At 63.9% G+C, this 26,061-nt stretch carries 26 protein-coding genes; 17 read left to right on the top strand and 9 right to left on the bottom strand.

The features are described 5' to 3' along the window. The first annotated feature begins 44 nt into the window (after window positions 1-44). The 5 genes from MF4836_RS22690 to MF4836_RS22670 all read left to right on the top strand — a co-directional run bounded on the left by MF4836_RS22690 (window position 45) and on the right by MF4836_RS22670 (window position 6,184). Window positions 45-941, top strand: a complete 897-nt coding sequence (locus tag MF4836_RS22690; protein ID WP_078472153.1) for a LysR family transcriptional regulator — start codon at window positions 45-47, stop codon at window positions 939-941. 79 nt (window positions 942-1,020) lie between these two features. After that, the gene (locus MF4836_RS22685; protein ID WP_078472152.1) at window positions 1,021-1,581 is read left to right on the top strand and encodes a GNAT family N-acetyltransferase; all 561 of its coding nucleotides are present in this window, start codon (window positions 1,021-1,023) and stop codon (window positions 1,579-1,581) included. Window positions 1,582-2,000: 419 nt separating this feature from the next. Then, window positions 2,001-3,467 carry an APC family permease gene (locus tag MF4836_RS22680; RefSeq protein ID WP_078472151.1) on the top strand — a complete coding sequence of 489 codons (1,467 nt, stop codon included), beginning with the start codon at window positions 2,001-2,003 and terminating at the stop codon, window positions 3,465-3,467. Window positions 3,468-3,557: 90 nt separating this feature from the next. Next, window positions 3,558-4,754 carry an iron-containing alcohol dehydrogenase gene (locus MF4836_RS22675; protein ID WP_078472150.1) on the top strand — a complete coding sequence of 399 codons (1,197 nt, stop codon included), beginning with the start codon at window positions 3,558-3,560 and terminating at the stop codon, window positions 4,752-4,754. Continuing rightward, a complete protein-coding gene (locus tag MF4836_RS22670) occupies window positions 4,751-6,184 on the top strand; it encodes an aldehyde dehydrogenase family protein (RefSeq protein ID WP_078472149.1) in 1,434 nt (477 codons plus the stop codon). Before MF4836_RS22675 ends, MF4836_RS22670 begins: the two co-directional genes overlap by 4 nt. A gap of 9 nt (window positions 6,185-6,193) precedes the next feature. Here MF4836_RS22670 and MF4836_RS22665 read toward each other — a convergent pair whose 3' ends face one another. Both MF4836_RS22665 and MF4836_RS22660 read right to left on the bottom strand, forming a co-directional pair. Then, entirely contained in the window at window positions 6,194-7,090 is an 897-nt protein-coding gene (locus tag MF4836_RS22665) for a LysR family transcriptional regulator (RefSeq protein ID WP_078472148.1), read from the bottom strand. 132 nt (window positions 7,091-7,222) lie between these two features. Continuing rightward, window positions 7,223-8,143: a carbon-nitrogen hydrolase family protein gene (locus MF4836_RS22660; protein ID WP_078472147.1), complete on the bottom strand. Its 921-nt coding sequence runs from the start codon at window positions 8,141-8,143 to the stop codon at window positions 7,223-7,225. An 84-nt stretch (window positions 8,144-8,227) separates the two neighbouring features. Here MF4836_RS22660 and MF4836_RS22655 point away from each other — a divergent pair, with 84 nt between their 5' ends. Beyond that, complete coding sequence (locus tag MF4836_RS22655) at window positions 8,228-9,163, top strand: LysR family transcriptional regulator (protein WP_078472146.1); 936 nt, start codon at window positions 8,228-8,230, stop codon at window positions 9,161-9,163. On the opposite strand, the gene MF4836_RS22650 is transcribed toward MF4836_RS22655, so the two are convergent. Beyond that, the gene (locus MF4836_RS22650; protein WP_020298147.1) at window positions 9,135-9,389 is read right to left on the bottom strand and encodes a hypothetical protein; all 255 of its coding nucleotides are present in this window, start codon (window positions 9,387-9,389) and stop codon (window positions 9,135-9,137) included. The two genes, MF4836_RS22655 and MF4836_RS22650, sit on opposite strands and share 29 nt — an antisense overlap. A 155-nt stretch (window positions 9,390-9,544) precedes the next feature. On the opposite strand from MF4836_RS22650, the gene MF4836_RS22645 reads away from it, so the two are divergent. Next, window positions 9,545-9,865, top strand: coding sequence for a DUF883 family protein (locus MF4836_RS22645; RefSeq protein WP_020298148.1), 321 nt, complete (start codon window positions 9,545-9,547; stop codon window positions 9,863-9,865). 69 nt (window positions 9,866-9,934) lie between these two features. Here MF4836_RS22645 and MF4836_RS22640 read toward each other — a convergent pair whose 3' ends face one another. Beyond that, window positions 9,935-10,972, bottom strand: coding sequence for an Ldh family oxidoreductase (locus MF4836_RS22640; RefSeq protein WP_078472145.1), 1,038 nt, complete (start codon window positions 10,970-10,972; stop codon window positions 9,935-9,937). 219 nt (window positions 10,973-11,191) lie between these two features. Then, window positions 11,192-11,461, bottom strand: a complete 270-nt coding sequence (locus MF4836_RS22635; RefSeq protein WP_020298150.1) for a PepSY domain-containing protein — start codon at window positions 11,459-11,461, stop codon at window positions 11,192-11,194. A 152-nt stretch (window positions 11,462-11,613) separates the two neighbouring features. Here MF4836_RS22635 and MF4836_RS22630 point away from each other — a divergent pair, with 152 nt between their 5' ends. Beyond that, a complete protein-coding gene (locus tag MF4836_RS22630) occupies window positions 11,614-12,627 on the top strand; it encodes a FecR family protein (RefSeq protein WP_078472144.1) in 1,014 nt (337 codons plus the stop codon). Window positions 12,628-12,661: 34 nt separating this feature from the next. Here MF4836_RS22630 and pvdQ read toward each other — a convergent pair whose 3' ends face one another. Then, window positions 12,662-15,004, bottom strand: coding sequence for a bifunctional acylase PvdQ (pvdQ, locus tag MF4836_RS22625; RefSeq protein ID WP_078472143.1), 2,343 nt, complete (start codon window positions 15,002-15,004; stop codon window positions 12,662-12,664). Window positions 15,005-15,304: 300 nt separating this feature from the next. On the opposite strand from pvdQ, the gene MF4836_RS22620 reads away from it, so the two are divergent. Then, window positions 15,305-15,685 (top strand): hypothetical protein, encoded by a 381-nt coding sequence (locus tag MF4836_RS22620; protein ID WP_020298153.1) that lies wholly within the window; start codon window positions 15,305-15,307, stop codon window positions 15,683-15,685. A gap of 16 nt (window positions 15,686-15,701) precedes the next feature. Here the strand turns inward: MF4836_RS22620 and MF4836_RS22615 are convergent, their stop codons facing one another. Beyond that, window positions 15,702-15,890 (bottom strand): hypothetical protein, encoded by a 189-nt coding sequence (locus MF4836_RS22615; protein WP_020298154.1) that lies wholly within the window; start codon window positions 15,888-15,890, stop codon window positions 15,702-15,704. Window positions 15,891-16,060: 170 nt separating this feature from the next. On the opposite strand from MF4836_RS22615, the gene MF4836_RS35985 reads away from it, so the two are divergent. Further along, entirely contained in the window at window positions 16,061-16,189 is a 129-nt protein-coding gene (locus MF4836_RS35985) for a hypothetical protein (RefSeq protein ID WP_274522643.1), read from the top strand. A 104-nt stretch (window positions 16,190-16,293) separates the two neighbouring features. On the opposite strand, the gene MF4836_RS22610 is transcribed toward MF4836_RS35985, so the two are convergent. Beyond that, window positions 16,294-17,208: a LysR family transcriptional regulator gene (locus MF4836_RS22610; RefSeq protein WP_078472142.1), complete on the bottom strand. Its 915-nt coding sequence runs from the start codon at window positions 17,206-17,208 to the stop codon at window positions 16,294-16,296. Between the two features lie 119 nt (window positions 17,209-17,327). Between MF4836_RS22610 and MF4836_RS22605 the strand changes: the two genes are divergently transcribed. Continuing rightward, on the top strand, window positions 17,328-18,323 hold the full coding sequence (locus MF4836_RS22605; protein ID WP_078472141.1) for an aldo/keto reductase: 996 nt from the start codon (window positions 17,328-17,330) through the stop codon (window positions 18,321-18,323). Between the two features lie 47 nt (window positions 18,324-18,370). Here the strand turns inward: MF4836_RS22605 and MF4836_RS22600 are convergent, their stop codons facing one another. Then, window positions 18,371-18,901 carry a hypothetical protein gene (locus MF4836_RS22600; RefSeq protein ID WP_078472283.1) on the bottom strand — a complete coding sequence of 177 codons (531 nt, stop codon included), beginning with the start codon at window positions 18,899-18,901 and terminating at the stop codon, window positions 18,371-18,373. 403 nt (window positions 18,902-19,304) lie between these two features. On the opposite strand from MF4836_RS22600, the gene MF4836_RS22595 reads away from it, so the two are divergent. The 6 genes from MF4836_RS22595 (at window position 19,305) to glgA (ending at window position 26,052) form a co-directional block, all read left to right on the top strand. After that, the gene (locus MF4836_RS22595) at window positions 19,305-21,299 is read left to right on the top strand and encodes a methyl-accepting chemotaxis protein (protein WP_078472140.1); all 1,995 of its coding nucleotides are present in this window, start codon (window positions 19,305-19,307) and stop codon (window positions 21,297-21,299) included. Window positions 21,300-21,373: 74 nt separating this feature from the next. Next, window positions 21,374-21,829, top strand: coding sequence for an SRPBCC family protein (locus MF4836_RS22590; protein ID WP_078472139.1), 456 nt, complete (start codon window positions 21,374-21,376; stop codon window positions 21,827-21,829). Between the two features lie 191 nt (window positions 21,830-22,020). Then, a complete protein-coding gene (locus MF4836_RS22585) occupies window positions 22,021-22,470 on the top strand; it encodes a DUF411 domain-containing protein (RefSeq protein ID WP_078472138.1) in 450 nt (149 codons plus the stop codon). Continuing rightward, window positions 22,467-22,901: a YqaA family protein gene (locus MF4836_RS22580; protein ID WP_078472137.1), complete on the top strand. Its 435-nt coding sequence runs from the start codon at window positions 22,467-22,469 to the stop codon at window positions 22,899-22,901. Before MF4836_RS22585 ends, MF4836_RS22580 begins: the two co-directional genes overlap by 4 nt. 135 nt (window positions 22,902-23,036) lie before the next feature. Then, the gene (locus MF4836_RS22575; RefSeq protein WP_078472136.1) at window positions 23,037-23,990 is read left to right on the top strand and encodes a D-2-hydroxyacid dehydrogenase family protein; all 954 of its coding nucleotides are present in this window, start codon (window positions 23,037-23,039) and stop codon (window positions 23,988-23,990) included. Between the two features lie 493 nt (window positions 23,991-24,483). Then, the gene (gene glgA, locus MF4836_RS22570) at window positions 24,484-26,052 is read left to right on the top strand and encodes a glycogen synthase GlgA (RefSeq protein ID WP_078472135.1); all 1,569 of its coding nucleotides are present in this window, start codon (window positions 24,484-24,486) and stop codon (window positions 26,050-26,052) included. Window positions 26,053-26,061 lie beyond the last annotated feature (9 nt).

Genomic DNA, 26,061 nt, shown 5'->3' with positions numbered 1-26,061 from the left:
AAAGTCCTTGGCTTGCGGACATAAACGCTCTAATCGAGGTCCCCATGGACAATCTGAACGGCCTGCTGGCATTCGTCCGCACGGTGGAAAGCGGCAGCCTGGTGGGCGCCGCCGAACGCCTGGGAATTTCCGCCTCGGCGGTCGGCAAAAGCCTGGCGCGGCTGGAGCACAAGCTCGGTGTGCGGCTGCTCAATCGCAGCACCCGGCGCATCAGCCTGACCGACGAAGGCACGCTGTTTTTCGAGCGTTGCCAGCGCATCGTCGGCGAGGTGGAAGAAGCCGAAGCCGAACTGGCGCGGATCAGCGACACTCCGCGCGGCAAGTTGCGGGTCAGCCTGCCCGCCATCGGCTATCGCATGCTGTTGCCGATTCTTCCGGAGTTCACCCGGCGCTACCCGCAGATCGAACTCGACCTGGACTTCAACGACCGCTTGATCGATGTGATCGCCGAGGGCGTCGACGCGGTGATCCGCAGCGGCGAGCTGGCCGACTCGCAACTCAAGTCCCGCACCCTCGGGCCCTTTGGCTTTGTCCTGGTCAGCGCTCCGCAGTACTTTGCCGAACACGGCACGCCGCAGTCCCCCCGGGATCTGGAGCAGCACGCCTGCCTGCGCTACAAATTCCCCGGAACCACCCAGTTGCAGCAGTGGACCCTGCGCCTGCCCGCCGGCGAGCCGCCCCTGAGCCTGCGCAGCGCCTTGACCAGCAACAACCTGGAGTCGCTGATCTTTGCCGCCAGCCAGGGCCTGGGCATCGCCTTTGTCCCGGATTTCGTGGTCCGCGGCGCCCTGGCCGAAGGCAGCCTGGTGGCAGTGCTGGATGACTATCAGATCGACAGCGGCAAATTTTCGGTGCTCTGGCCCAGCAGCCGCCACTTGCTGCCCAAGCTGCGGGTGTTCGTCGACTTTCTCGGCGAGCACCTGCGCCTGGGGCGCGATTGATCCTCGGGAAATCCTTGCCCAGCACCGGCTCAGGCTGGAATATGGCGGCGCCATGACCGACTCAGGAGCAGCGCCCCCGATGGACACCCCACTCACTGTCGAGATCCCCACCCTGTACACCGATCGCCTGATCCTGCGGCCGCTGCAACTGGCGGACGCCGAGGCAGTGCAAGCGCAGTTTGCTCACTGGCAGGTGGTGCGGTATCTCAACGCCCTGGTGCCCTGGCCCTACCCGGCCGATGGTGCCCTGAGCTACCTGCGAGACCTGGCCCTGCCGGCCATGGCCCGGGGTGAAGAGTGGCATTGGGCAATCTGCCTGAAATCAGCGCCCGGACAGTTGATCGGCAACGTCAGCCTGATGGATGAAACCGATAACAACCGTGGCTTCTGGCTCGCTCCCGCCTGGCAGGGCCAGGGGTATATGGACGAAGCCAGCGCCGCGGTCACCGCCTACTGGTTCGAGGTGCTGCAACGCCCCCTGCTGCGGGCGCCCAAGGCGGCTCCCAACCTGGGCTCACGGCGGATTTCCGAACGCAGCGGGATGCGCCTGATCAGCTGCGACGAGGGGGACTTCGTCGCCGGGCGACTCCCCAGGGAGCTCTGGGAAATCACCCGCGAAGAGTGGCAGCGCCTCAGGTAAACCGCACCCGGGCTTGGCTTCAAAGCGGGCGCTTGGCGCCCTTTGTCCCGGCGTTCGTCGGGCGTAACGCCCTGGCCCCACAGCCGCCATCGGCGGCCCAAGCTGCGGCGGCTTGTCGTCTTTCTCTGCGGACACTGGCGCATTGGATGCGATTGCCCCTGCTCGCCTCACCAGCTCGGCAAACATCAACAAACTCAAATGTCAGCTTACTAATATGTGTATTCATCTTGATGTTTACCGCGCTTAAGCTCGCCCTGTCCTCATCCGAGGGCAGGCAAGGTCGGTCCGCCTACAACAAAAGCTACAGGCCACCCCAATAACAATTTGATCTGCCGATTCCAGGAACTCCCTATGTCCCAATTTCGACGCCCTACCCGTGGCCGCCGTACCCGTGCTGCGCCGTGCGCACGAGGTGCGCAATGAACACTTCCCATGATGAAACCCTGCTTCAGCGCCAGGGCTACCGCCAGGAGCTGCACCGTGGCCTGTCGCTCTGGTCGTCCTTTTCCGTAGGCTTTGCCACGGTCTCGCCGGTGGTCGGCATCTATTCGGTGATGGCCCTGGGGGCCATGAGTGCAGGCCCGTCCTGGGTCTGGATCGTGCCGCTGTGCCTGGCCCTGCAGCTTCTGGTGGCCCTGGTGTACGCCGAACTGGCTTCGCAGTACCCGCTGGCTGGTGGTTGTTACCAGTGGGTCAAGCGCCTGGCGGGCGATCGCTGGGCCTGGTTCACCGGTTTCATGTACCTCGCGTCGGCCCTGGCGTCCCTGACCACCGTGGCCTACCTCGGCGGGTTCTGGCTGTGGCTGTTCGTCACTGGTCATGCACCGGAAGCCAATGCCCAGGTGGCCAGCGGCGCAGTCCTGCTGCTGCTCGGGCTGGGGGTCAATCTGCTGGGCATCAACCCGCTGAAATATTTCGTCAACGCGGGGATCATCGCCGAAGCCATTGCCTCCATCGGTATCGGCCTGTTGTTGTTGATCTTTTTCCGCAACCACTCCTGGTCGCTGCTGTTAGAAGGCCTGAGCGCCACGGCCCCGGCCGAGGGTTCGTACTTCAGTGGCTTTATCACGGCGATGGCCGTCGGCGGCTGGGCCTTTCTCGGCTTCGATGCCTGCTCCCAGGTTTCCGAAGAGACCGCCGACGCCCGCACCTCGACCCCACGGGCCATCCTGCGCTCAATGATCCTGGTGGGGCTGACAGTGATGCTCACCGCGTTCGCCGTCACCCTGTCGTTTACCGATACCGCCGGCATGGTCGCCGGTAGCGTGGTCGACCCGGTAACCCCGGCGGTGGTCGACGCCTTTGGGGCCTGGTCCGAGCGGCCCTTCGTCGGCGTGGTGCTGGTGGCCTTTATTGCCTGCGTGGTGTCGGTTCAGACCTACATTGGCCGCGCCGTGTTCGGCATGGCCCGGGACTCGATCCTGCCGGCGTCGGCCACTCTGCGCCGGGTGGACAAGCGCAAGGTGCCGTTCGCCGCGATGGTCTTCAGCACCCTGTTCGCCAGCTTCGGCCTGGCTCTGGGCTTGAATGCCACGGCCGTCGGCACCCTGATCGCCTTTGGCAGCGGCGGCTTTTTCATGGTGTTCCTGATCGTTATCAGTTGCGCCCTGATTGCCCGCCTGCGCGGGCGCTGGAAGCCCGAAGCCGGCGTATTCAGTCTCGGACGCTGGGGCCTGCCGGTGAACCTGCTGGCGTTTGTCTGGCTGGTGTTCGAAACCATCAACGTCGCCTGGCCCCGGGAGTCCCTGGCGCCACCGGGTGCTCCGTGGTTCCAGGTCTGGGCGGTGATCCTGGTGTTCTCCAGCCTGGCGCTGCTTGGCCTGCTGTACATGCTGCTGGCCAAGCCCTACCTGCGCACACCCAGCGCCCCGCTACCCACCAACTGACTTCCCCCGCGCTGTCGCCGACAGCGCCCTGCTCCCTGCCCGGGTGGCCATGACTGGCCACCTGTGAACTCACTCGTGCTGGAGAAAACCATGTCCCCTGCTGTGCATTACTGGAACTACCCCACTGAAATCTTCTGCGGCGCCGACGCCCTGGACCTGCTCGGGCAACGTTGCCGGTTGTTGAACATGGGCCGTCCGCTGCTGGTCACCGACCCCGGCATGCTCACCCTCGAACCCTTCAACCTGCTGGTTGCGCAGTTGCACCGCGCCGGGCTGCCCGTTGCGGTGTTTTCCGAACTGGGCGCCAACCCCAGCCTGGAAGATGTGCAGCGCGGCGTTGTCGCATTCCAGTCCGGCGAGCACGACTCGCTGATCGCTCTGGGTGGCGGCAGCGCCATGGACGCGGCCAAGGGCATCGCCCTGGCAGCCTGCGACCCTGAGGGTCTGGAGCGCTTTGAGTGGTCGCAGATCATCGAGCGCTATCCGAGCCTGAGCGACTTCCCCGCACTCGGCCTGCCACCCCTGATCGCGCTGCCCACCACCGCCGGCACCGGCTCGGAACTGGGCCGTGAGGCGGTGCTGACCGATACCCGGCTGCACGTGAAACGGGTGATCAGCCATCCACAATTGCTCCCGGCCTGTGTGATCCTTGACCCGCAACTGACCCGCAGCCTGCCGCCAGCACTGACCGCCGCGACCGGCATGGATGCGTTGACCCATCACCTCGAAGCCTTCTGCTCGCCGCTGTATCACCCGATGTCCAGCGGCATCGCCGTCGAAGGCATTCGCCTGGTCAGCCAGCACCTGCGCCAGGCCTACGCCAACGGCCAGGACCTGGTGGCCCGCGAAGGCATGCTGGTGGCCTCGGCCATGGCCGCCGTGGCGTTCCAGAAAGGCCTGGGCGGCGTGCATGCCCTGGCGCACCCGCTGGGAGCGCGCTACCACAAGCACCATGGGTTGTTGAACGCGATCCTGCTGCCTTATGTGCTGGTGGCCAACCAGCCGGTGATCAACGCCGATATCGCGCGCCTGGCCCGTTACCTGGAATTGCCGCAGCCTGACTTCCGAGGCTTCCTGGACTGGGTCCTGGCGCTGCGCGCGGAGCTGGGCATCCCCCACAGCCTTGGCGAGATCGGCCTGGACACGGCCGACGCCGACTGGGTCGGGGCTCAGGCGGTGGCCGATATTTCCTCTTCCGAGACCAATGCCCAGCCCCTGAACGCCGAGCAGTACCGAACGATTTTCTGCAACGCGGTACACGGCGTGCTGCCGGGGGTGCGTCCATGAATCCGGCGCTCTATATCAACGGCCAGTGGCAGGATGGCCAAGGCGACGAGCAACTGAGCCCCTGCGACCCGTCACTGGGCCAGGTCATTGCCCGTCTCCAGGGCGCCAGCGCGCAGCAGATCGACCTCGCCGTCACTGCCGCGCGCCAGGCCCTCGGTCCTTGGCGCAGCCTCAGCGGCAGCCAGCGCGGGCACTATCTGCAAAGCTTCGCCCACGAACTCGAACGACGCCGCAGCACGCTGGTCGAGCTGCAAATGCGCAATAACGGCAAGCCGCGGCACGAAGCCAGTGTCGACCTGGACGATGCCATCGCCACCTTCACCTACTACGCCGGGCTGGCCCAACAACTGGACGCCACCCCGAACCGCGAAGTGCCGCTGTCGGCTCCCGGCTTCCAGGCCCATTGCCGGGCCGAGGCCCTGGGCGTGGTGGGCTTGATCGTGCCCTGGAACTTCCCCCTGGTGACCAGCGCCTGGAAGATTGCCCCGGCCCTGGCCGCCGGCTGCACCGTGGTGCTCAAGCCGTCGGAGGTCACGCCTCTGATCGAACAGGTCTACGCCGAGATCGCAGAAACGCTGGGCCTGCCGCCCGGGGTGTTGAATATCGTGGTCGGTGCCAGCACTGTCGGCGCGGCCCTCAGTGCGCACCCGGGGCTGGACAAGCTGTCGTTCACCGGCAGCAACCCGGTCGGGCAAAAAGTCATGCACAGCTGCGCCGAACATTGCCGGCCGGTGACCCTGGAGCTGGGGGGCAAATCGCCGATCCTGGTGTTCGAGGACTGCGATCTGGATCAGGCGGTGGAGTGGATCATTGCCGGCTTCTGCTGGAACGCCGGGCAAATGTGTTCGGCGACTTCACGCCTGCTGGTCCATGAAGCCATTGCCGATTCCCTGCTGCAACGCCTGAGCCAGGCCCTGGAACGGTTGCGGGTGGGCAACCCGCAGCATCAGGAAGTGGATATGGGCCCCCTGACCTGCGAGGCACAGTACCGCAAGGTGCTCGACTATTTCGCCATTGCCCGCGACGAAGGCCTGGTGTGCCTGACCGGCGGTGAAGCCCTGGCCGAACCCGGCTGGTTCGTCAGCCCGACGGTGTACGACCAGGTGCCGGGCGACAGCCGCCTGTGGCGCGAGGAGATTTTCGGACCGGTACTCTGCGCAAGGCGTTTCAGCACGGAAGCCGAAGCCTTGGCCCTGGCCAATGACAGCGCCTTCGGTCTGGTGGCGACAGTGATCAGTGCCGATCTGGCCCGGGCTGAACGGCTGGCGGCAGCCCTGGAGGTCGGTCATGTGTGGATCAACTCGATCCAGGCAGTGTTCGTCGAAACCTCATGGGGTGGGACCAAGGGCAGCGGTATCGGTCGTGAACTGGGGCCCTGGGGATTGGCCGCCTATCAGTCGCTGAAGCACGTGACCCGTTGCCTGGGGTAAACGCGGTGCTCAGTTGCGGTGTTCGCTCAGCAGGTCATCGATAAAGGCCTTGAGGGCTTCGCTATGGGGGTGGCCGGCATGGGTGATCATGCTGTGCTGCACCTCGTAGCGCAGGGTCTGCGCATGCAACGCGCGCATCTGCCCGTCATGCACCCAGGGCCGGGCGTAGTGATTGGGCAAATAACCCAGGTGCGTCCCCGCCAGCACCCCATGCACCACCGCCTCCATGTGGTAGGCGGTGGCCGTGGCACGCGACGGCGCCACCGGCAGCACCTGGTTGGCTGGCAGGAACCCGTGGCGAATCCAGTCACAGGCCTTGATCTGCTCCAAAGTCGGCGCGGCTTCGGCGAACAGCGGATGCCGAGCCCCACAGAACACGCCGATCTCTTCGCTGTACAACGGCTGATAGTCCAGGGTCGGCAGGCTACGGCTGAAATAGGAAATGGCCAGGTCCAACTGGCCGTCGATCACCGCCAGCTCCAGCTCGGTGGGCGAGTTGACGAACACGTGCAGGTGCACATCCTGGTCGCGCCGGTAAAAGCGCGCGATCGCTGCGTCGATATGCGCCGCCGGCAAGGTCGCGATGTTGTCGGCCAGGCCCAGGTACAGGTCACCCACCAGGCGCCCGGACAATTCCTGGGCCTCGTTGCGAAACACATCCACCGCACCAAACAGCGCACTGGCCGCCGCCAGGATGCGCTGGCCCTTCTCGGTCAGGCGAAAGCCTCCCTTGCCGCGCTCGCACAGGCGATAGCCGAGGCGTCTTTCCAGGCTGGAGATATGGGTGCTGATGTTCGATTGGCTCATGTTCAGCTCGGCCTGGGCCGCCGTGAAGCCACCGCATTTGACCACCACGGAGAAAATCCGCAGCAGACGCAAGTCCATATCGGTGACGTTTCTAAGCACAGTAGTTCCGCGGGCAAAGGGGCGTGAGGCTGGCTATTCAACGGCAGCCCGGGGCCAGCGTCAACTGCTGGCGGCCTTGCTTGCAAGCCCCTCGGCCCGCCCGGGCGAACACCCGCGAAGCGTGGCTGCGCCTCAGGTAAAACGCACTCCGGGCCGGGCGCGCTCATCCACCGTCAACTCGAAGATATCCGGGCGCGCATAGTGTCCGACCACGTCGTAGTCGTAGCGGGCGCGCACCAGGTCCGCGGTGTCGATCTGCGCGCTGATCAGCCCCGCGCAGCCGACCAGGGGCCCGGCCAGCACATCGCCCATCGGCCCGACAATCACGCTGCCGCCGGCAATCAGCGGGCGCTCGGCGGGCCAATGGGCGATCTCCAGGCCCAGCGCCTGGGGCGAGGCCTGGACCTGGCAGGCGCTGACCACAAAACAGCGCCCCTCATGGGCGATGTGACGCATGCTGACCTGCCACATTTCGCGCTCATCCACGGTCGGCGCGCACCACAGGTCCAGGCCCTTGGCGTACATCGCGGTGCGCAGCAGCGGCATCATGTTTTCCCAGCAGATCACCGCGCCCACGCGCCCTACCTGGGTGTCGAACACCGGCAGGGTCGAACCGTCACCCTTGCCCCAGATCAGGCGTTCGGTGCCGGTGGGCATCAACTTTCGGTGCTTGCCCAGCAGACCGTGCTGGGGGTCGAAATACAGCGCCGTGCAATACAGGGTGCTACCGCTGCGCTCGATCACTCCCAGCACCAGATTGGCCCCGGTGCGCGCCGAGAGTTCGGCCAGGGCCTGGGTTTCCACCCCCGGCACGTCGATGGCATTGGCGAAATAGCGGGCGAAGGCTTCGCGGCCTTCCGGCAGACGGTAACCCAGCTGAGTGCCGAACCCTTCGCCCTTGGGGTAGCCGCCAAGCAGCGCTTCGGGCATCACCACCAGTTGCGCACCGGCTGCGATGATCGCGTTTTCATAAGACAGGATCTGTTCCAGGGTGGCGGCCTTGCCTTCGGGCAGGGAGCCGATTTGTAGCGCGGCGACGATGGATACTGGCATCGGAAAGCTCCGTCAGCGGTGAAGTGTTGCCCATTCTCCGCCGCGCACCGATCATGCATAAACCCCATCTCAGTGCTTAATGATATGAACCAGATGAATATCGCCAGCATCGATCTCAACCTGCTCAAGGCCTTCGAAGCCCTGCACGACGAGTCCAGCGCCAGCCGCGCGGCGTTGCGCCTGGGCGTCACCCAATCGGCCATGAGCGCGGCCTTGCGTCGCTTGCGCGAATTGTATGGCGACCCGTTGTTCGTGCGCACCGGACGCGGCCTGGCACCGACCCTGCGGGCCAACCAGCTCAAGCCGGTGATCAGCGAGGCCCTGAACAAATGCCGGCAGAGCCTGGCCATGGTCGACCCCAACGCCAACGACTATCAGGGCCGCTCGGTGACGCTGGGGCTGTCGGATGATTTCGAGATCGCCTATGGCCGGCGTTTGATCGAGGCCGTGGCCCGGCGGGCGCCGAAGTTGCGCCTGATTTTCCGCCAGAGCCACAGCCAGATCGTCGGTGAAGCCCTGCTGCAGCGCAGCATCGACCTGGCGATCAGCGCCGGCGGTTTTGCCGAACGCCTGCTCAGCCGCCAGGTGCTGGGCGAAGGCAGCTACCTGTGCCTGGCAGACCCGGCCAGCCTGGAACCCGGGCAGCAGGCACTGAGCCTGGCGCAGTTTGTCGCGCGCGAACATGTGCTGGTGTCGTCACAGGGGTTTATCGGGATCACCGACGAGGGGCTCGCCGCCCTGGGCCTGAGCCGCCATGTGTGCGCCTCCACCAGCCATTTTGCGGCCTTGCCCTATCTGCTCAAGGGCAGCCAGGCGGTGGCGACCATCCCGGCCCACGCCGCCCGGGGGATTGCCGCCTTGAGCGGGCTGGCGCTGCTGCCCTGCCCGCTGGACCTGCCGCGTTACCCGATCGAGTTGGGGTGGCGGACCAGCGCCCAGGTCGACCCGGTGTTGCTCAAGGTGCGTGAGGCGATTATCGAAAGCTTCGCGGTTACTTGCTCGCCGCCATCAGCCGGTTGACTTCACTGCGGACCATGTTCGCGTATTCCGGCGGCGACATGCCGTCGAGTTCGGCGCGAACCCACTCGGACCAGCGCCCCTTGCGCTTGCTGCGCTCGCCGAACAGCCGCGCGGCATCGCCCTTGGCCTTGCCCAGGTTGCTCTGCCAGAGGTCGAACAGGCGGGACTTTTCATCTTCGAGGGCGGCGCGTTCGGCCAGGGTTTTGTCGGCCAGGTTGAAGCTCATGGGAAATTCCTGCTGCGTAAAATAGGCGACATCTTACACCTTAGGCGGCTACGGGTTTACCCTCGGGTTTTCACGGAAGCGGAAAATAGCTGCAACTTTTCCGCTCCCGCCCGACTCCATTGTTCACCGCATCACTTAACTCAAGGAGTAACTCAATGGCTCGCAAAACTGTCGCGCAAGCAGCCGAAGAACAAATCAAGGACCAGGCGTTCAGCGAGTTGCAGGCGCTGATCGAAGAATCGGAAAAACTGCTCAAGGGCAGCGCCGCGCTGGTCGGCGAAGAAGGTGAAACCTTGCGTCAGCAGGTTGCGCTCAAGCTCAAGCAGGCATTGGATTCGGTGGCCAATGTGCGTGAACGCAGCAAACCGGTGGTGGACGCCACCGAGAACTACATCGGTGGCCACCCGTGGCAGACCGTGGCCATTTCCGCAGGTTTCGGCCTGGTGGTTGGCCTGTTGCTCGGGCGCCGTTCCTGATATCGGTTCCTGAGCAAGGGTTTCAGGCGAGCCTTGCGCTCGCCTGAGCCTTGTTTATCGCGTCAACCACTACAACCCCGCCAATTCCCGCAACTGCGCCAGCTCGGTGCGTGCCAGGGTTATCCCCTGCTCCTGTGATTTCTCCCGCTGCCAATGCCGCCGATCGCCCGGCAAACGCTTGAGCCCGACCCCATGCATCTGCCTGACCAGTTCCTGACTGCGTTCGGCGAAGTTCTGCCCGGCCGCTTTGCTCGGGTCGATGACAATCAGCAACTGCCCGGTCCAGGGCGTCTTGGCCCCAGGGTGGTTGGACCAGTCGAACTCGAATGAAAAATTGCCACCGGTCAAGGCCGCTGCAAGCAGCTCGACCATCATCGACAACGCCGACCCCTTGTGCCCGCCAAAGGGCAGCAAGGCGCCGCCTTCCAGAATCGCCTTCGGGTCCTGGGTCGCCTGCCCCAGGCTGTCCACGCCCATGCCCGGCGGCAGGCGCTCGCCTTTGCGCGCGGCAATCTGCACATCGCCGTGGGCAATGGCGCTGGTGGCCAGGTCGAAGACGATCGGCTCGCCCCCGGCGCGGGGCGCGGCAAAGGCAATCGGGTTGGTGCCGAACAACGGCCGGTCGGCGCCATGGGGCACCACGCAGGTCATGCTATTGACCACGCTCAAGGCCACCAGGCCTTCATAGGCGAAGGGTTCGACATCCGGCCACAGCGCGGCGAAGTGATGGGAATTGCGGATCGCCAGCACCGCGATCCCGGCGCTGCGGGCTTTTTCCACCAACAACGCCCTAGCAGCGGCCAGCGCCGGTTGGGCAAAGCCATTGGCAGCGTCGACCCGGACAAAGCCCGACGCCACGTCCTCGACCACCGGCACCGCCTGGCCATCGACCCAGCCGCTTTTCAGGGTCGAGACATAACCGGGAATACGGAACACGCCATGGCTGTGGGCGCCGTCGCGCTCGGCGCCAGCACAGTTGGCAGCAAGGCTGCGGGCCACCTCGAGGGAAGTGCCGTGACGCAGGAAGATGGTTTCCAGGAGCTGTGTAAGTTGGTCCAGCGACAGGGCTTCGCCAGGCGTTTCATCAACCAGGGGCAATGCGGACATCTGAAGCTCCAGTTTAATTATTGGAGGGGGCAACAGCGTAGAAGCGGATTAAACAACCTTCGACGCGCCTGCTGTCAACCACCGCGCAGGCGCGCACAGCCAATGCCAACACAGGTCGTTCAGAGGAAATCGGACGCCGAAGGGGACGTTTGCAGCGGGGAGTCGAGACAGGGGGCAGGAGCGCCAGGGCTACAGAACGTGCCCTGGCGCGAGGGACTATCAGTCTTTCTGGTCGCGCAAGACGTTGCCCGAAGCGCCGTCGATACGGAACTCATAGACAATTCCGTCAGCCTTGCGGCCTTTGCCTTCCCAGTAGCCGTCGTTATCGGCTTCGATCTCGTAGATCTCTACATAGCCGGCCTTGGTCTTCGCGGTTTCGACGGCTTTTTCAATGCTGATCCAGCCTGCGCCCGGACGATCGGCCAGCGCGGCACCGGCGCTGAGCAGGGAGGCAGTGGCGACGAAAGCGGCGAGGGTTTTCTTGATCATTTTTTCACTCCATTTGTGGATACTGATTACGTAAGTCCTGTTTTTAGGGCATTACCGTAAAAAATAAGTTCCACTTTGATGCGCATTCGCCATGACGGCTGTTCTCCAAGGGTTGGCGTGGAGGGTAGAATGTCGGAAATCAGGAAGAGTCAATGAGCGAACACACCCTCTCAGAAGCCGAATACGACGCCATCACGGATGCGGCAGCCCACTGGTGCATGCGTCTGCATGCATCCGATTGCACGGCGCAAGAACGCCAGGCCTTCCAGCAATGGCATGACGCCGATCCTCTGCACGCCTTTGAATATGAAGCGATGCGCGAAATCTGGGACGTCGCCGACCATCTGCCCCGCCCATTGCCCGAACAGCTCACGCCTCCCCCGACAGTCCAGCCCCGGGCACGCAGGCACTGGCGCAGTTACGGCGTGGCAGCGGCCATCAGCGCCCTGGCCTTGCCCCTGGCCGGTTATGCCGGGTGGAACCTGGGCTGGATCCCCTCCTCCTACGAGCACTTCACCAGCGACAACACGGTGCGCAAGGTGACCCTGGGGGATGGCAGCCAGGTTGAATTGAACCTGGGCAGCGAACTGACTTACAGCAACTACAAGGATCAGCGCCAGGTCACCCTGCGCAAGGGCGAAGCTTTCTTTGAAGTGCGCCATGACAGCAGCCACCCGTTCGTGGTCAAGGCCGCCCAGGGCCAGGTGAAAGTCACCGGCACCCAGTTCAATGTGTGGATGTATGAGGATCAGGTGCGCGTGACCCTGATCGAAGGCTCGGTGCTGGTCACCAGCAACAATGCCTTGCCCGGCGATGGCTTTCGCCTCGAACCCGGGACCCAGGCCCGCTACAAACATGGCGATTACGCACCGCAGATCAGCCAGACCTACGCCAACGACAGTTCCCTGGCCTGGCGCAGCGGCAAGCTGGTACTCGACAACCTGGCCCTGAGCGATGCCCTGCCCTTGATCAACCGCTACCTGAGCGCGCCGCTGATGCTGGCCGACCAGGCCACCGGGGCGATCCGTGTTGGCGGCATCTACAACATCAAGGAGGTCAAGGGCCTGCCGGCTTCGCTGCCCAAGGTGCTGCCGGTGTACCTGACGCGTAACAAAGACGGCAACCCGGTGATCAACTCGCTGCCGCAAAGCCCGCCGAAAATCTGAAGGCTGCGCCCTGACAGGCGCAGCCCGATTACCCCTAGCGCTTGGCCGGGGCACCCTCACCCACTACTTGCACCTGATAGCTCGGATCGGCCTTGATCTGCGCTTCGGTGAACGGCAGTGCGTGCCACTGCTTGTTGGAGAACGCCTCGGTCTGGTCCCGCGAATATTTCGACGCCGGATCGCTGGACAGGGAAAACGCCAGCAGCCCCTGGGCGTGAGGCCCCTGATCGTCAAAGCTGACCACTTGCAGGTAGCTGGTGCCGCTGACCACCTCACGCTTGCCCTTGGCCCCCGGCACGCTCTGCATCGCGTTGTACACCCCCAGGCTTTCCGGGCCGCCATGAATCGGCGTCTGCCGCTCACCGCTGCTGGCCACCTGGATATCACCCCAGCGCGTCTGCGCGCCCAGCCCGGCTTCGGCGACCTTGGTCACCGAGCCCAGCATCGCTTCACGCAGGGCCTGAGCCACCGCCGGCTGGTCGATGTTCAAGCCGCGCGGCGTGTGCTGCGGATCTTTACGATCAAAGGCCACGCGCCAGAAGTCGTTGTGCTTGAGCAATGGCTGCATCACATTCTGAAAGTGCACAAAGCCCAGGCCGGCCTGCAGGTTGGCGCTGCGATCCCAGGTCTTCAGGCTGGCACACACAGCCTCAAGCCGCCCGGCATCGGCCCCCAGGTCCCCGGCGCAGAACTGCAACACGTCCGGCAGCACCTGCCCGGCCAGGTACACCTGGTTATCCATCACCATCTGCTGCAAATCGGCGACACCAATCTGGCCCGGGCCGCTCATCCGGCCCAGGCGCTCCAGGGCAAACCGCGAGCGTTGCTTGAGCGGCAGGTCCTGCTGGCTGATCAGCGGCGAGAAACCCTCCTGCGGCGCAGCCGGGTTGACCATCCAGGCCGAATCGTTGGAGTTCTGCACAAAGTCGCCGCGCAGCAGTTGCGGCAATTGTTGCGCGGCGAAGATGCCCGGCTGCGCAGCCCCCGGGGCGTTGTCCCAGGCGCAGGCACTGCGTGAGCCGTCGAGCACGATCATCTGCGTACCCGCCCGTGGATCGCTGCACAGTGCCAGCTTGGCCGCGCTGACGTTGGGCACCACCGACTGGTTCATGTACAGCGCCTGGCCCTGGTCATCCACCGCCAGGGTATTGACCCAGGGGATGCCCTGGATCTTGTGCACCGAGCCCTGCAGTTGCTTGAGGTCCGACGCCTGATTCATGGCGTACCACTGTTGCAGCACCCGGTCGTTTTCCAGGTTGGCGTCACGCAGGCTGTAGGCGTACTGGCGATCCCAGTCGAGCTTGCCCGGCCATTGCACCACCGGGCCGAACTGCGAACTGTAGACCGTGCGCGTGACAAGCTGGAACTCGCCGTCCGCCCCCCGCACCTGGACATTCAGGGTCTGCGGAGTCAGCGGCAGCGACTTGCCGTCCAACAGGTAGCGAGTCGGGTCCTTGGGGTCCAGTTGCAGGCGATACAGGGTGAAGTGCTTGGACGTGTCGACCGTGTGGGTCCAGGCCAGGTGCCGATTGAAGCCGATATTGATCATCGGCAGCCCCGGCAACGCGGCGCCCATGACATCGAGCTTGCCGGGGATGGTCAGGTGCATCTGATAGAAACGCATGCCGCCAATCCACGGGAAATGCGGGTTGGCCAGCAACAGGCCGCGACCGTTGAACGAGCGCTCGCCCCCGACGGCCACCGCGTTGCTGCCGCGGTCCAGGGCAAAGCGCTGCTGACGCGCCTCCGCCAGTTGCAGGCTGGCACGACTGATGCTGGCCTGGGCCGTAGCACCGGGCGGAGTGGCACCGACCAGGGGCTCGGCGAATTGCCCGACGCCGCCTTCCACCAGCAGGCGCCGGGTCAATTTCACCAGGTCCAGGGTGGTCAGCGGCCGTACCCATTCACCGTCGCACTGCGCTGGCAGCCCCTGGGCCCGGCGTTCGGCCAATTGCCGGTTGTAGCCGTCGACATAGCCCCCCATCAACTGGCGCACCTCGGGGGTTTGCGCCTGCAGGAAGCCGAACACCGCGTCGGGTGTGTTCAGCCACTTGAAAAACACATCGCTGGTGAGGTTGTCGCGCTGCTCGAGGGTCTGCCCTTCGGCCCCCAGGTACCTGGAGCGCTCGCCATTGACCGTCAGCACCTCGTTGGCCAACAGGCACAGGTTGTCCTGGGCATAGGCGTAACCGATGCCATATCCCAGGCCACGTTCGTCGGTGGCACGGATATGGGGGACGCCGAAAGCGGTTCGCCGGATCTCGGCGCTGGCCTCGCGCGTTTGCGCGGGGGCCGGGGTGCGGGCGTGGGCCGCAAGGCTCAGCCCCAGACACAAGGCTGCGAGGCACACACTGGGTAACTGCCTGGAAATAATCACGCCGACTCCTGCTCGAAAAAAAAGACACCAGGCCGGCAAGGGGGGACGACGCACACACGTCGAGCCAGCCTGGAGAACACGGTGCAGTCCGGCCGAAGCCGAAAAGTGCCTGCCCATAAAGACGAAAACCGACCGGGAAATTTAGCGCGCGAGGGGCGACAGAAAGCTGTCTGACGTGTCAGCGACAAGATACTGACGAAATTTATACATCTGGGGCTTCATGATTTGGCGTGCTCATACGTCTTAGTTAATGAGAGCACCCATCATTTTCCTGATCAGGCTCTGAAAAGGAGTTTTTGCATGTACAACCCGCAATTGCCAACGGACGGCAACACCGCGCAGTCCTCGCCTTCTCTGAATGCCGGCGCCGGTGTGTTCGGCAAGAACGCCGACCGCAACAGTAACGAGCGTATCCGCCAGCTGCTCAAGGGCTTCGGCCTGCGCACCAGCCTGATTCGCCTCAAAGTCATAGACGCCCTGCTGGTGGCCACCGAGAACGACCGTTCGCTGGGTGTACGCGGTATTCACAGCCATTTGCTGGAACTGGATATCCCGCTGTCGTTCCTCAGTGTGCGTGAAGTGCTCAAGCGCCTGTGCAGCGAAGGGGTGATTACCCTCAACGCCGACAAAAGCTACAGCCTGCACCAACAAGCCGCAGCCTTGCTCGACGGCAGCGCCTGAGCCCGCCGGGCTCAGCTCAGGGCTTGACCTTGCGGCGCATCACGCCGTTGATGACCACTACCGCCACGGCCACGCCGATGGCGATGTACTGGAACATCTTCTCGCTGATGACGCCGTTGTTCTGCAGGTAGGACAGGCCAAGCATGATCCCCAGTACCAGGAGGGAGATCAGAATCGAGTATTTCAAGCGTTGTGACTGGGTCATTACGGGTTCCTGGGCCTTGGAATGTATCGGCTTTGTATCAAGACGAATGCCAAGCACCTACCGAGATTCGGGGATGGGACAGGGCAAACGGGGTCGTATGTTACAGGCGCGCAAAAGTTTTCGCTGCACGGGCGCCGAAGTTGTCCCCCAGAGCCCATGAGGATTGAAACATGTTCCGTCGAATCACAGTGCTGATTCCCCTGCTGCTGATGCTGACCCTGTCCGGCTGCATCTTTCTTCCAGGCGGGCACGGAGGCCATCGCTACTACGACGGCGGGCCTGGTTACTACCACCGTTGAAGACCCGGCACTCCAGCACTGACCGATCCAGGCCAGCCTGAAGCGCCGACCCGCAGCACGCCGTCCCGACGCCCGCTCCCCAGCGGGCGTTTTGCTGTGGCCGCTCAGCGCCGGTACTGGTGCACGCCCGGCCCGTCGAACAGCTCCACCAGCCAATCGACAAACACCCGCACCCGCGTCGATAAATGCCGCTGCGGCGGGTACAGCGCAGTCAGCGGCAACCTCGGCGGTGGCACATCCCGCAGTACCTGCCGCAGGCGTCCGTCGGCCAACTGCTGGGCAACGTGGTAGTACGGCGTCTGCACCAGCCCGTAGTCAGCCTCACAGGCCGCCAGGTAGCCATCGGCGCTGTTGACCGCCACCTGTTTGGGCAGGTCCACCAGGCGCACTTCCTCCCCCACCTCGAACTCCAGGCCGTAGCGCTTGCCGGAGACGCTGGAAAAGTACTCCACCACCTGATGCCCGCCCAGTTCGTCCAGGGACTGCGGCGTGCCATGGCGCTCCAGGTAACCGGGGCTGGCGCAGGTCACCTGCTCCATCAGCACCAGTGGCCGGGCCACCAGGGAGTCATCCAGGCACAGGCCGCCGCGCAACACGCAATCCACACCCTCGCGGATCAAGTCCACCGGCCGGTCGTTGAGGCCGATCTCCAGCTCGATCGCCGGATAACGCGCGGAAAACGCCGGCAATGCCGGGATCACGATCAAGCGCCCGACGCCGGCCGGCATATCGATGCGCAAGGTGCCACGCGGGTTGCGCCGGGTCGCCGAAAATGCCGCCTCGGTCTCTTCCAGGTCCGCCAGTAATTGCACACAGCGCTGGTAATAGGCGGCCCCATCCAGGGTCGGGCTGACCTGGCGCGTGGTGCGGTGCAGCAACTGCACACCCAGATGGGCCTCCAGTTGCTTGATCAGGATGGTCACCGACGCCCTTGGCATTTGCAGGCTGTCAGCGGCCTTGGCAAAGCCGCCAAGTTCGACGATACGGGTGAAAACACGCATGGCGTTGAAACGGTCCATGGGGCGCAGACTCGTGGATTATTTAGATATTACGAACAGTGATAGCGTTTTTAGCCGGTTTATCTTGGTTTTGTCGAGGAGAACAATGGCGACACTTAACCAACCGGAGTCATACCCCGATGCAAACCCGTCAACTTGGTAAAAACGGCCCTCACGTCAGCGCCATCGGCCTCGGCTGCATGGGCATGACCGACTTCTACACCACCGGCACCGATACCCGCGAAGCCATCGCCACCCTGCATCGCGCCCTGGAATTGGGTATCAACCTGCTGGACACCGCCGACATGTACGGCCCCCACAGCAACGAAGAACTGATCGGCCAGGCCATTCGCGGCAAGCGCGAACAGGTGTTCCTGGCCAGCAAGTTCGGGATCGTGCGCGACCCGGCCAACCCGGCGGCCCGCGGGGTCAACGGCAGTCCCGAATACATCCGCGCGTCCATCGACGGCACCCTCCAGCGCCTGGGGATTGAAACCCTGGACCTGTACTACCAGCACCGCATCGACCCGCAGGTGGCGATCGAGGAAACCGTCGGCGCCATGGCCGAACTGGTCAAGGCCGGCAAGGTGCGTTACCTGGGGCTCAGCGAAGCCTCGGCGGCGACCCTGGAGCGGGCGCACAAGGTGCATCCGATCAGTGCCCTGCAAAGTGAATATTCGTTGTGGAGCCGCGATCAGGAAGACAACGGCTGCCTCGCCGCCTGCCAGCGCCTGGGCGTCGCCTTTGTGCCCTACAGCCCATTGGGCCGAGGGTTTCTCACCGGCGCGCTGAAAAGCCCAGACGACTTCGCCGCCGATGACTACCGGCGCTTCAGCCCACGCTTTCAGGGGGAGAACTTCGCGAAAAACCTGCTGCTGGTGGATCAGGTGCAGCGTCTGGCGGCGGAAAAAGGCGTGACCGCTGGGCAATTGGCCCTGGCCTGGGTGCTGGCGCAGGGCGACTACCTGATCCCGATTCCCGGAACCAAGCAACGCAAATACCTGGAAGAAAACGTCGCGGCGCTGGAGGTGCGCCTGGAGGCCGCCGAGCTGCAAGCTCTGGAGCGGATTTTCAGCCCCGAGACCACGGCCGGCCAACGCTACCCCGAGGCAGTGATGGCCCTGCTCGACAAGTAAGCGGCGTGCGTCGCGGGCTCGGCCAGAGCCCCGACGCACTCAAGGCGTCAGGCCTTGGCGGAGATGTTCTTGTCGACCACCGTCGTACCGTTGCCCTTGCCATAGGTCTGCAGGTTTTGCAGGACGTAGATGGCCTTCTTGTACTCGGGGATCAAGTAGTTGGCGTACTTGTTGCCCTTGAGGTTGTTGTTCTGGATGGTCTCAAGCTTGGTGGCGAAGAATTCCAGGGCATTGAACGCCTGGTCCGGGTTCTTCGGCGCACCGAAACGGTCGAAATCATCGCCGGCACTGAGCAGGTTCAACGCCGTGATATCAGTGATCAGGCCGTTGTTCTTGAGGAAGGTGCTCATGTTGCCCAGTTGAGTGGCGGTGACGTTGGTCGGATCAAAGCCCTTGATCTGCCGGTGCAGCTTGAGCTCGTCCATCTTCTTGGTGTTGAGCGCCGTCGGGTCGTTGCCAACCAGGGCCAGCATCTGTCGCACCTTGGTGCTCTGGGAAACCGGCTTGGCGGTCTCCGAGCCCTCACGTACCAACAAACCGGCCTTACTGGTCCAGGCACCGACATATCCGATTGTCACGAGCATGCTTCCTTTTTCATATGTACACAGTGCCCGGGCGGCGAAGCCTCAGCCGAGCGGCGAATAGGCGCAAGTATCAACGTGCCATCGCCCTCCAACAACGCTTTATTTCGGCAATTTACAATTCTTGTACATTTTCGATACAAACCAGCCAAGCCCTGTCCTGCAAGGCTTGTACTCATCAGCACGAAGTGTTCCAGGTCCTTTTCAAGCGTATTTTCAGGCCTGCAGCCTGCGCAATTGAACGGCCTCGGATACATGACAGCGATATCAGGCGACGACGGCCATAACTTTCTTGCACGGGCGTACTAAAGCTGGGCAAAACCACGCCGACAACCTGACGAAGCCCTGATAGGGGGCGCTCGCCTCGAATAATAAGAAACGCTTCGAAAGGACAGGTCCAATGCCCGCACTGCGCACGATCCAAGCTCGCTACACGTTGTTTCTGGTCCTGTTCATCCTGCTGATGTTCGTGCTGACGGTCGTCGGCATCAGCCAGCTGGTGGCGCCCAAGCTGCGCCACACCGAAGAACAGGTGGTCCTCAATCGCATCGCCGAAGTGGCCCAGCAGATCCAGGGCGAACTGAACAAGGTCCAGGCCCAGCAACGCACCATCACCCAGACCATTCCCCTGCTCGACAGCGACACCATCGACAAGGTCCTGCCGGGCCTGGTGGACCAATACGGCGAGCTGAAAGTGTTTGGCGGCGGCATCTGGCCCCTGCCCGGCCAGCGCACCCCGGGGCGCAACAAGCACAGCACCTTCTGGCACCGCGATGCCTCAGGCAAGCTCACGGTCAATACCTTCTGGAACAGCGACCCGGCGCCCAACTATTACGACCAGTCCTGGTACAAGGGCGGCATGCAGACCCCACGTGGACAATGTGCCTGGGCCGCCGCCTACAAGGATGATGCCAGCGCCGAGCCGCGCACCAACTGCGCCATGGCCATTTCCCGGGACGGTGTGCCGTACGGCGTGGCGACCATCGACGTGACCCTGGGCTTTTTCAACGACCTGGTGGCGCGCAAGGAACAGGACCTCAAGGCCGAGATGCTGATCGTCGAGGCCGACGGCAAGATCATCAGCAACAGCTCGCGCATCAACGGCCAGATCGTACTCAAGAACATCAGCGAGCTGGTCGCCAGCTCGCCGTTCGCTGCCCAGGTCAAGGCCGGGCTGGAGCGACGCGACGCCTCGTTGCAGCGGGTAGAGTTTGACAACGCCGGGGTCGCCAGCACCTTCTTCATGCGCCCGATCGAGGGCTCCCCATGGTTCCTGGCCAGCGCCCTGCCGACCGAGTTGATCACCGCCCAGCGTGACGACGTGCTGAGCACCCTGAGCCTGTTGCAGATCCCGATGATAGTCCTGCTGGTGCTGTTGCAGGTGTACGCGATCCGCCAGCTGGTGCAGCGGATGAAGGCGCTCAAGGCCAATATCGACGCGCTGTCCACCGGCGATGCCGACCTGACACGGCGCATCACCATTCGCGCCGAAGACGAACTGGGGGCCATCGGCCATTCGGTCAATCGCTTTATCGTCTACCTGCAGAACATGATCGGTGAGGTGACCGAGGCCACCGGGGCCATGGCCAACAGCCTGGAGCAACTGCAACAGACCTCGACCCAGACCACGCAGATCCTCGCGCGGCATGCCTCGGAAACCGACCAGACCGTCACCGCCATTACCGAAATGAGCGCCACCGCGGACAGCGTCGCGGCCAATGCCGCCCAAACCGCGGCCTTTACCCAGCGCGCCAACGAACACGCTGAACGCTCGCGGGTGGTGGTCGGCGAAGCGTCGAGCAGCGTGGTGGCGCTGATTGACGAAGTGGCCAGCGCTACCCACAAGGTCGAGGCCATGCAGCAGGATGCCCAGCGCATCACCGAAATTCTCGGGGTGATCGGCGCCATTGCCGGGCAGACCAACTTGCTGGCGCTGAACGCCGCCATCGAAGCCGCCCGGGCCGGCGAGCAAGGCCGCGGTTTTGCCGTGGTGGCCGACGAAGTGCGCGCCCTCGCCGCCCGCACTCAGGCCAGCACCTCGGAGATCAACGAAATGCTCAACCGCCTGACCCTGGGCGTCAGCTCTTCGGTCAGCGCCATGGAAAACACCCAGACCAGCTGCCAGTCGGCGGCGGACGCCACGGCCAGGGTCAACTCCGGACTGGATGAAATGGCCGGCTCGGTCAACCAGATCAACAGCCTCAGCACCCAGATCGCCACCGCGGCCGAACAACAGAGCGCAGTGACCGAAGAGATCAATCGCAGCATGGTCAGCATCCGGCACATGGTCGAGCAACTGGTAGACAGCGGCCAGGCCAGCGCCAGCAACACCCAGAACCTGCTGCAGGCCAACAACCGGGTCAGCGCCCTGATGGCGCGCTTCAAAGTCCGCTGAACGGTCGGTTGCACTGGCGTGCGTGGCGCGCCAGTGCAGCTATATTTGCAGCTCCGGTCACAAGGAGGTGCAGCATGGGACAGCGCCAATCGCATCTGCTGGACGAGCACATCATCAATGAGCTCTATATAAAGGCAGGCATCGACCAGGTTTATGACTACGTGACCCAGCCCGAGCGCTGGCACGAATGGCACCCCACGGCCCTCAGCGCCAGTACCGGTCACCCGGGTTCCCTGCCCCTGGGCCAGCGCTTTACCGGGGTCATCGACCTCCTCGGGCTGCAAGTGCACCTCAATTGCCGGGTGATCACCGCCCTCCCGCCCCGGGAATTCAAGGCGGTGTTCAGCTCCATCGCCGTCGACGGCACCCTGCATTATCAACTGCAGACCCGGGGCAACGCCACCCTGTTCAAGCGCACCCTGCACTACACCTCCGACCTCAACCTGGGTGGCATCCACTCGCGCCTGGTGGAGCAATCGAACCGGGCCCTGGATAACCTCAAGCACAAGCTGGAAATCCCGCCTCGCTGACAAATCTGTAATGTCGCCCTCAGTGAGCTGTCAGCAAACACGGTTTAATCTCCCCCCAAGCAACACCTGCGGCAGCGGCTACAGGGCGGGCTGTAGTTTGTATAACCTTGAAACACAAGTGCCCGGCGACGGGGCGAAAAAAGCTCAAAATGCACCGCCCCCCGGACCTCCTTTTAATCACGAGACCTTTCATGAAAAACACCCTGCGCCTGGCCGCCCTGTCGGCCCTGTTCGTCATTTCCCTGGCCCAGGCCGCCGCGCCCATCCCGATTGAAGTGCACCGCGACGCCAACTGCGGTTGCTGCAAGGAGTGGATCAAGCACCTGGAAGCCAACGGCTTCAAGGTCGAGGACCACGTTGAAAGCAACATGAGCGCGGTCAAGCAGCGCCTCGGCGTGGCGCCACGCCTGGCCTCCTGCCACACCGCGGTGATTGACGGCAAATTCGTCGAAGGCCATGTCCCGGCCGAGCAGGTGCTGGCCCTGCTCAACCGCAGCGACCTGCTGGGCATCGCCGCCCCGGGCATGCCCATGGGTTCGCCCGGCATGGAGATGGACGGCATGCCCGCCGACGCCTACCAGGTCATCGGCCTGACCAAAGACGTCCAGGACGTCGTGGTCGCGGACTACCCGGCCCATTGATCCTCGGCTACCTCGGGCTGCTTCTCGCGGCGTTCGGCGCCGCCACCCTGCTGCCCCTGCAATCGGAAGCGCTGCTGGTCGGCCTGCTGCTCAACCCCCACTACGCGCCGTGGCTGTTGTTGCTGAGCGCGACCCTGGGCAATGTCCTCGGCTCGCTGCTCAACTGGTGGCTGGGGAGGCGCCTCGAACGCTTCAAGAGCCGGCGCTGGTTCCCGGTCAGCCCCCGCCACCTGGAGCGCGCCCGGGTGCATTACCAACGCTACGGGCACTGGTCGCTGCTGCTGAGCTGGGTGCCCATCATCGGTGACCCGCTGACCCTGGTGGCCGGGGTCATGGGTGAGCCGCTCAAGCGTTTCCTGCTGATCGTGACCCTGGCCAAAGGCGCACGCTATGGCGTGCTGGCCCTGCTGACCCTGGGCATCACCGCCTGAATCCTTGCCAACCGGGGGCGTGGAATTCGCAGCGGATTTGCGCCAAGATCGTCTGCCACCCGCTAGGCCCTCCCTGTCCAGACGTGCAGGAACCGGGTTGAGCGTGCAGATTCTCCCCGCCCCAGGAGCCGCCCCATGACGCTGAAGATTGCGGTAATCGATGACTGGCAACAGGTCGCCCGTGACGTGGTGGACTGGTCGCCAGTGCAAGGCATTGGCGAGGTCACCTTTGTCCATGACTACCCCGCCGACACCGCGACCTTGAGCCAGCGCCTGACGGATTTCGAGGTGATCTGCGTGATGCGCGAGCGCACCCGCTTCGACGCGGCCCTGCTGCGCAGCCTGCCGCGCCTCAAGCTGCTGCTGACCGGCGGCATGCGCAATGCCGCCATCGACCTCGCGGCGGCCAGCAGCCTGGGGATCCAGGTGTGCGGCACCGACAGCTACAAGCACGCCGCCCCCGAACTGACCTGGGCCCTGATCATGGCCCACACCCGCAACCTGCTGGCCGAAGCCACCTCCCTGCGCAACGGCGGCTGGCAGCAAGGCCTGGGCGGCGACCTGCATGGCAAGACCCTGGGTATTCTCGGCCTGGGCAGCATCGGCCAGCGGGTGGCGCAATTCGGCCAGGTGTTCGGCATGCGCGTGATCGCCTGGAGCCAGAACCTGACCCCGGAGCGCGCCGCCGAGGTCGGGGTGACCGCTGTCAGCAAGCAGCAACTGTTTGAACAGGCCGACGTGCTCTCGGTGCACCTGGTGCTCAGCGAGCGCAGCCGTGGCCTGGTGGACGCCCAGGCCCTGGGCTGGATGAAACCTGCAGCGCTGCTGGTGAACACCGCGCGCGGGCCGATCGTCGACGAAGCGGCACTGATCGCTGCCCTGCAACAGGGCCGATTGGGGGGCGCGGCGCTGGATGTGTTCGATCCGGAGCCACTGCCCGCCGATCATCCCCTGCGCCACCTGCCCACGGTGCTGGCCACGCCCCATCTTGGCTACGTCAGTCGCAACAACTACCGCCAGTTTTATGGGCAGATGATCGAAGACTTGCTGGCCTGGTACGCCGGCCAAGCGTTGCGCCCACTCAACTAGAGCGCCCGGCGCCGCGTCAGAGCCGCGCACCGCTTTCGTGCGCAGGGAATGGCGCCCGCACCGCGACCTCGCTCCTGGCGGTGCTTTTTCGCGCCACGGGCCGCACCTGTCCGCCCTCCCGCAGTGCAGCCCCTACCTTTCGTCGGGTTATTTGCGCCCGCTGTCGCCGCCGGTCGAACTTATTCCCCGATCGCGCCTGCCAGGCTCTAGGTTCTGTCCTAGACTGGTTCTCACAAAGTGACCGGACAGTCACCTTTACTGAAAAATAGTCGAAACTTTTGCTGTAGCCCTTGGGTCAGCTTAAAGGTGGGGCCATAGCGACTGGTGCAATCCTTGCAATGCCCCTTTCACCCTTTTTGCTTCGACGCAATGGGCTGCCTTGGCTCTTCATTGCGTAGCGCTTGTGCGCCCGGATCCAGGCCCAATTCAGGCAGCGAACCGGCGCCAGTGCAGGTGTGAGACCAGGACCAGATCAATAAAATGGGAGAGACACATGATCAGTGCCGTATTGGAAACCCAGGGAGAACAACCTCAGCCTCAGGCCAGTGAAGCGGCCAACAAGTCCATGCTCGCTCCGGGTGGCAAAACGGTTTCGCCGATTCATCGGATCAATCCCAACCGCAAGAAAGTCCTGTTCGTGACCTCGGAAATCGCCGACCTGGTGAAAACCGGCGGCCTGGGCGACGTCTCGGCGGCACTGCCCCGGGCCATGTCCCATCTGCACGATGTACGGGTCCTGATTCCCGGCTACCCGCAGGTGCTGCACAGCGAAAACCCGATCCATATCATCGGTGAGCTGGGCGGCCACGCGGCCTTGCCGGCCTGCAAGATCGGGCGCATGGACATGCCCGACGGTCTGGTCATCTACGTTCTGATCTGCCCCGAGCTCTATGAGCGCGAAGGTACGCCTTATGGCGCCAACAACGGCCGCGACTGGCCGGACAACCACATCCGCTTCGCACGCCTGGGGCTGGCCGCCGCCGATATCGCTGCCAACCTGGCGCAGATCCACTGGTGCCCCGACCTGGTGCACGCCCACGACTGGCCCGCCGGCCTGGCCCCGGCCTATATGCACTGGCGCGGTCAACGCACCCCGACCCTGTTCACCATCCATAACCTGGCGTATCAGGGCGTGGTCAGCCTGGCCTGCTGCCCGGAGCTGGGCATCCCCGAACATGCCCTGCAACAGGAAGGCATGGAGTTCTACGGCAAGCTGTCGTTCCTCAAGGCCGGCATGGCCTACTCCAGCCACATCACCACGGTCAGCGCCACCTACGCCCAGGAAATCACCACCCCGGCCTTCGGCTGCGGGCTTGACGGCTTTTTGGCCAGCAAGACCCAGCAGGGCCTGCTCAGCGGTATCCCCAACGGCATTGACGAAAGCTGGGATTCCACCAGCGATCCGCACCTGTTCCGCCCATTCGGCATTGGCGACTGGGACGGCAAGGCAGTCAACGCCGACCATGTACGGCAGATGTTCGGCCTCGACGATTCGTCGGGCCCGCTGTTCGCCGTGGTCTCGCGCCTGGTCTACCAGAAGGGCCTGGACCTCACCGAAGGTGTGGCCGAGTTTATCGTCAAGTCCGGTGGCCAGATCGCCATCATCGGCCGTGGCGAGCCGGAAGAAGAGCAGGCCATGCGCGCCCTGGCCCAGCGTTTTCCAGGGCAGATCGGGGTGCATATCGGCTTTAACGAAACCGACGCCCGACGCATGTTTGCCGGCAGCGACTTTCTGCTGATGCCATCGCGCTACGAGCCTTGCGGCCTGAGCCAGATGTACGCCCAGCGCTTCGGCTCGTTGCCGGTGGCACGCAACACCGGGGGCCTGGCCGACACCATCGAAAACGGCGTGACCGGGTTCCTGTTCGACGAGTCCACCGTGCCCAGCTACGAAGAAGCCCTGCAACGGGCATTCAAGGTGTTCGCCTACCCCGAACTGCTCAATGCCATGCGCTGCCGGGCCATGGCCGCACCCTTCAACTGGTGCAAGGCGGTCGAACCCTACGCCGAACTCTATGAACAACTGGTTGCCAAGGCGCTGGGTAAATCGATGCACAAATAAGAGGCCACA

It is taken from the genome of Pseudomonas sp. MF4836, from assembly GCF_002018875.1.
Lineage (GTDB): Bacteria > Pseudomonadota > Gammaproteobacteria > Pseudomonadales > Pseudomonadaceae > Aquipseudomonas.
This window is presented reverse-complemented; position numbering and strand designations above follow the sequence as displayed.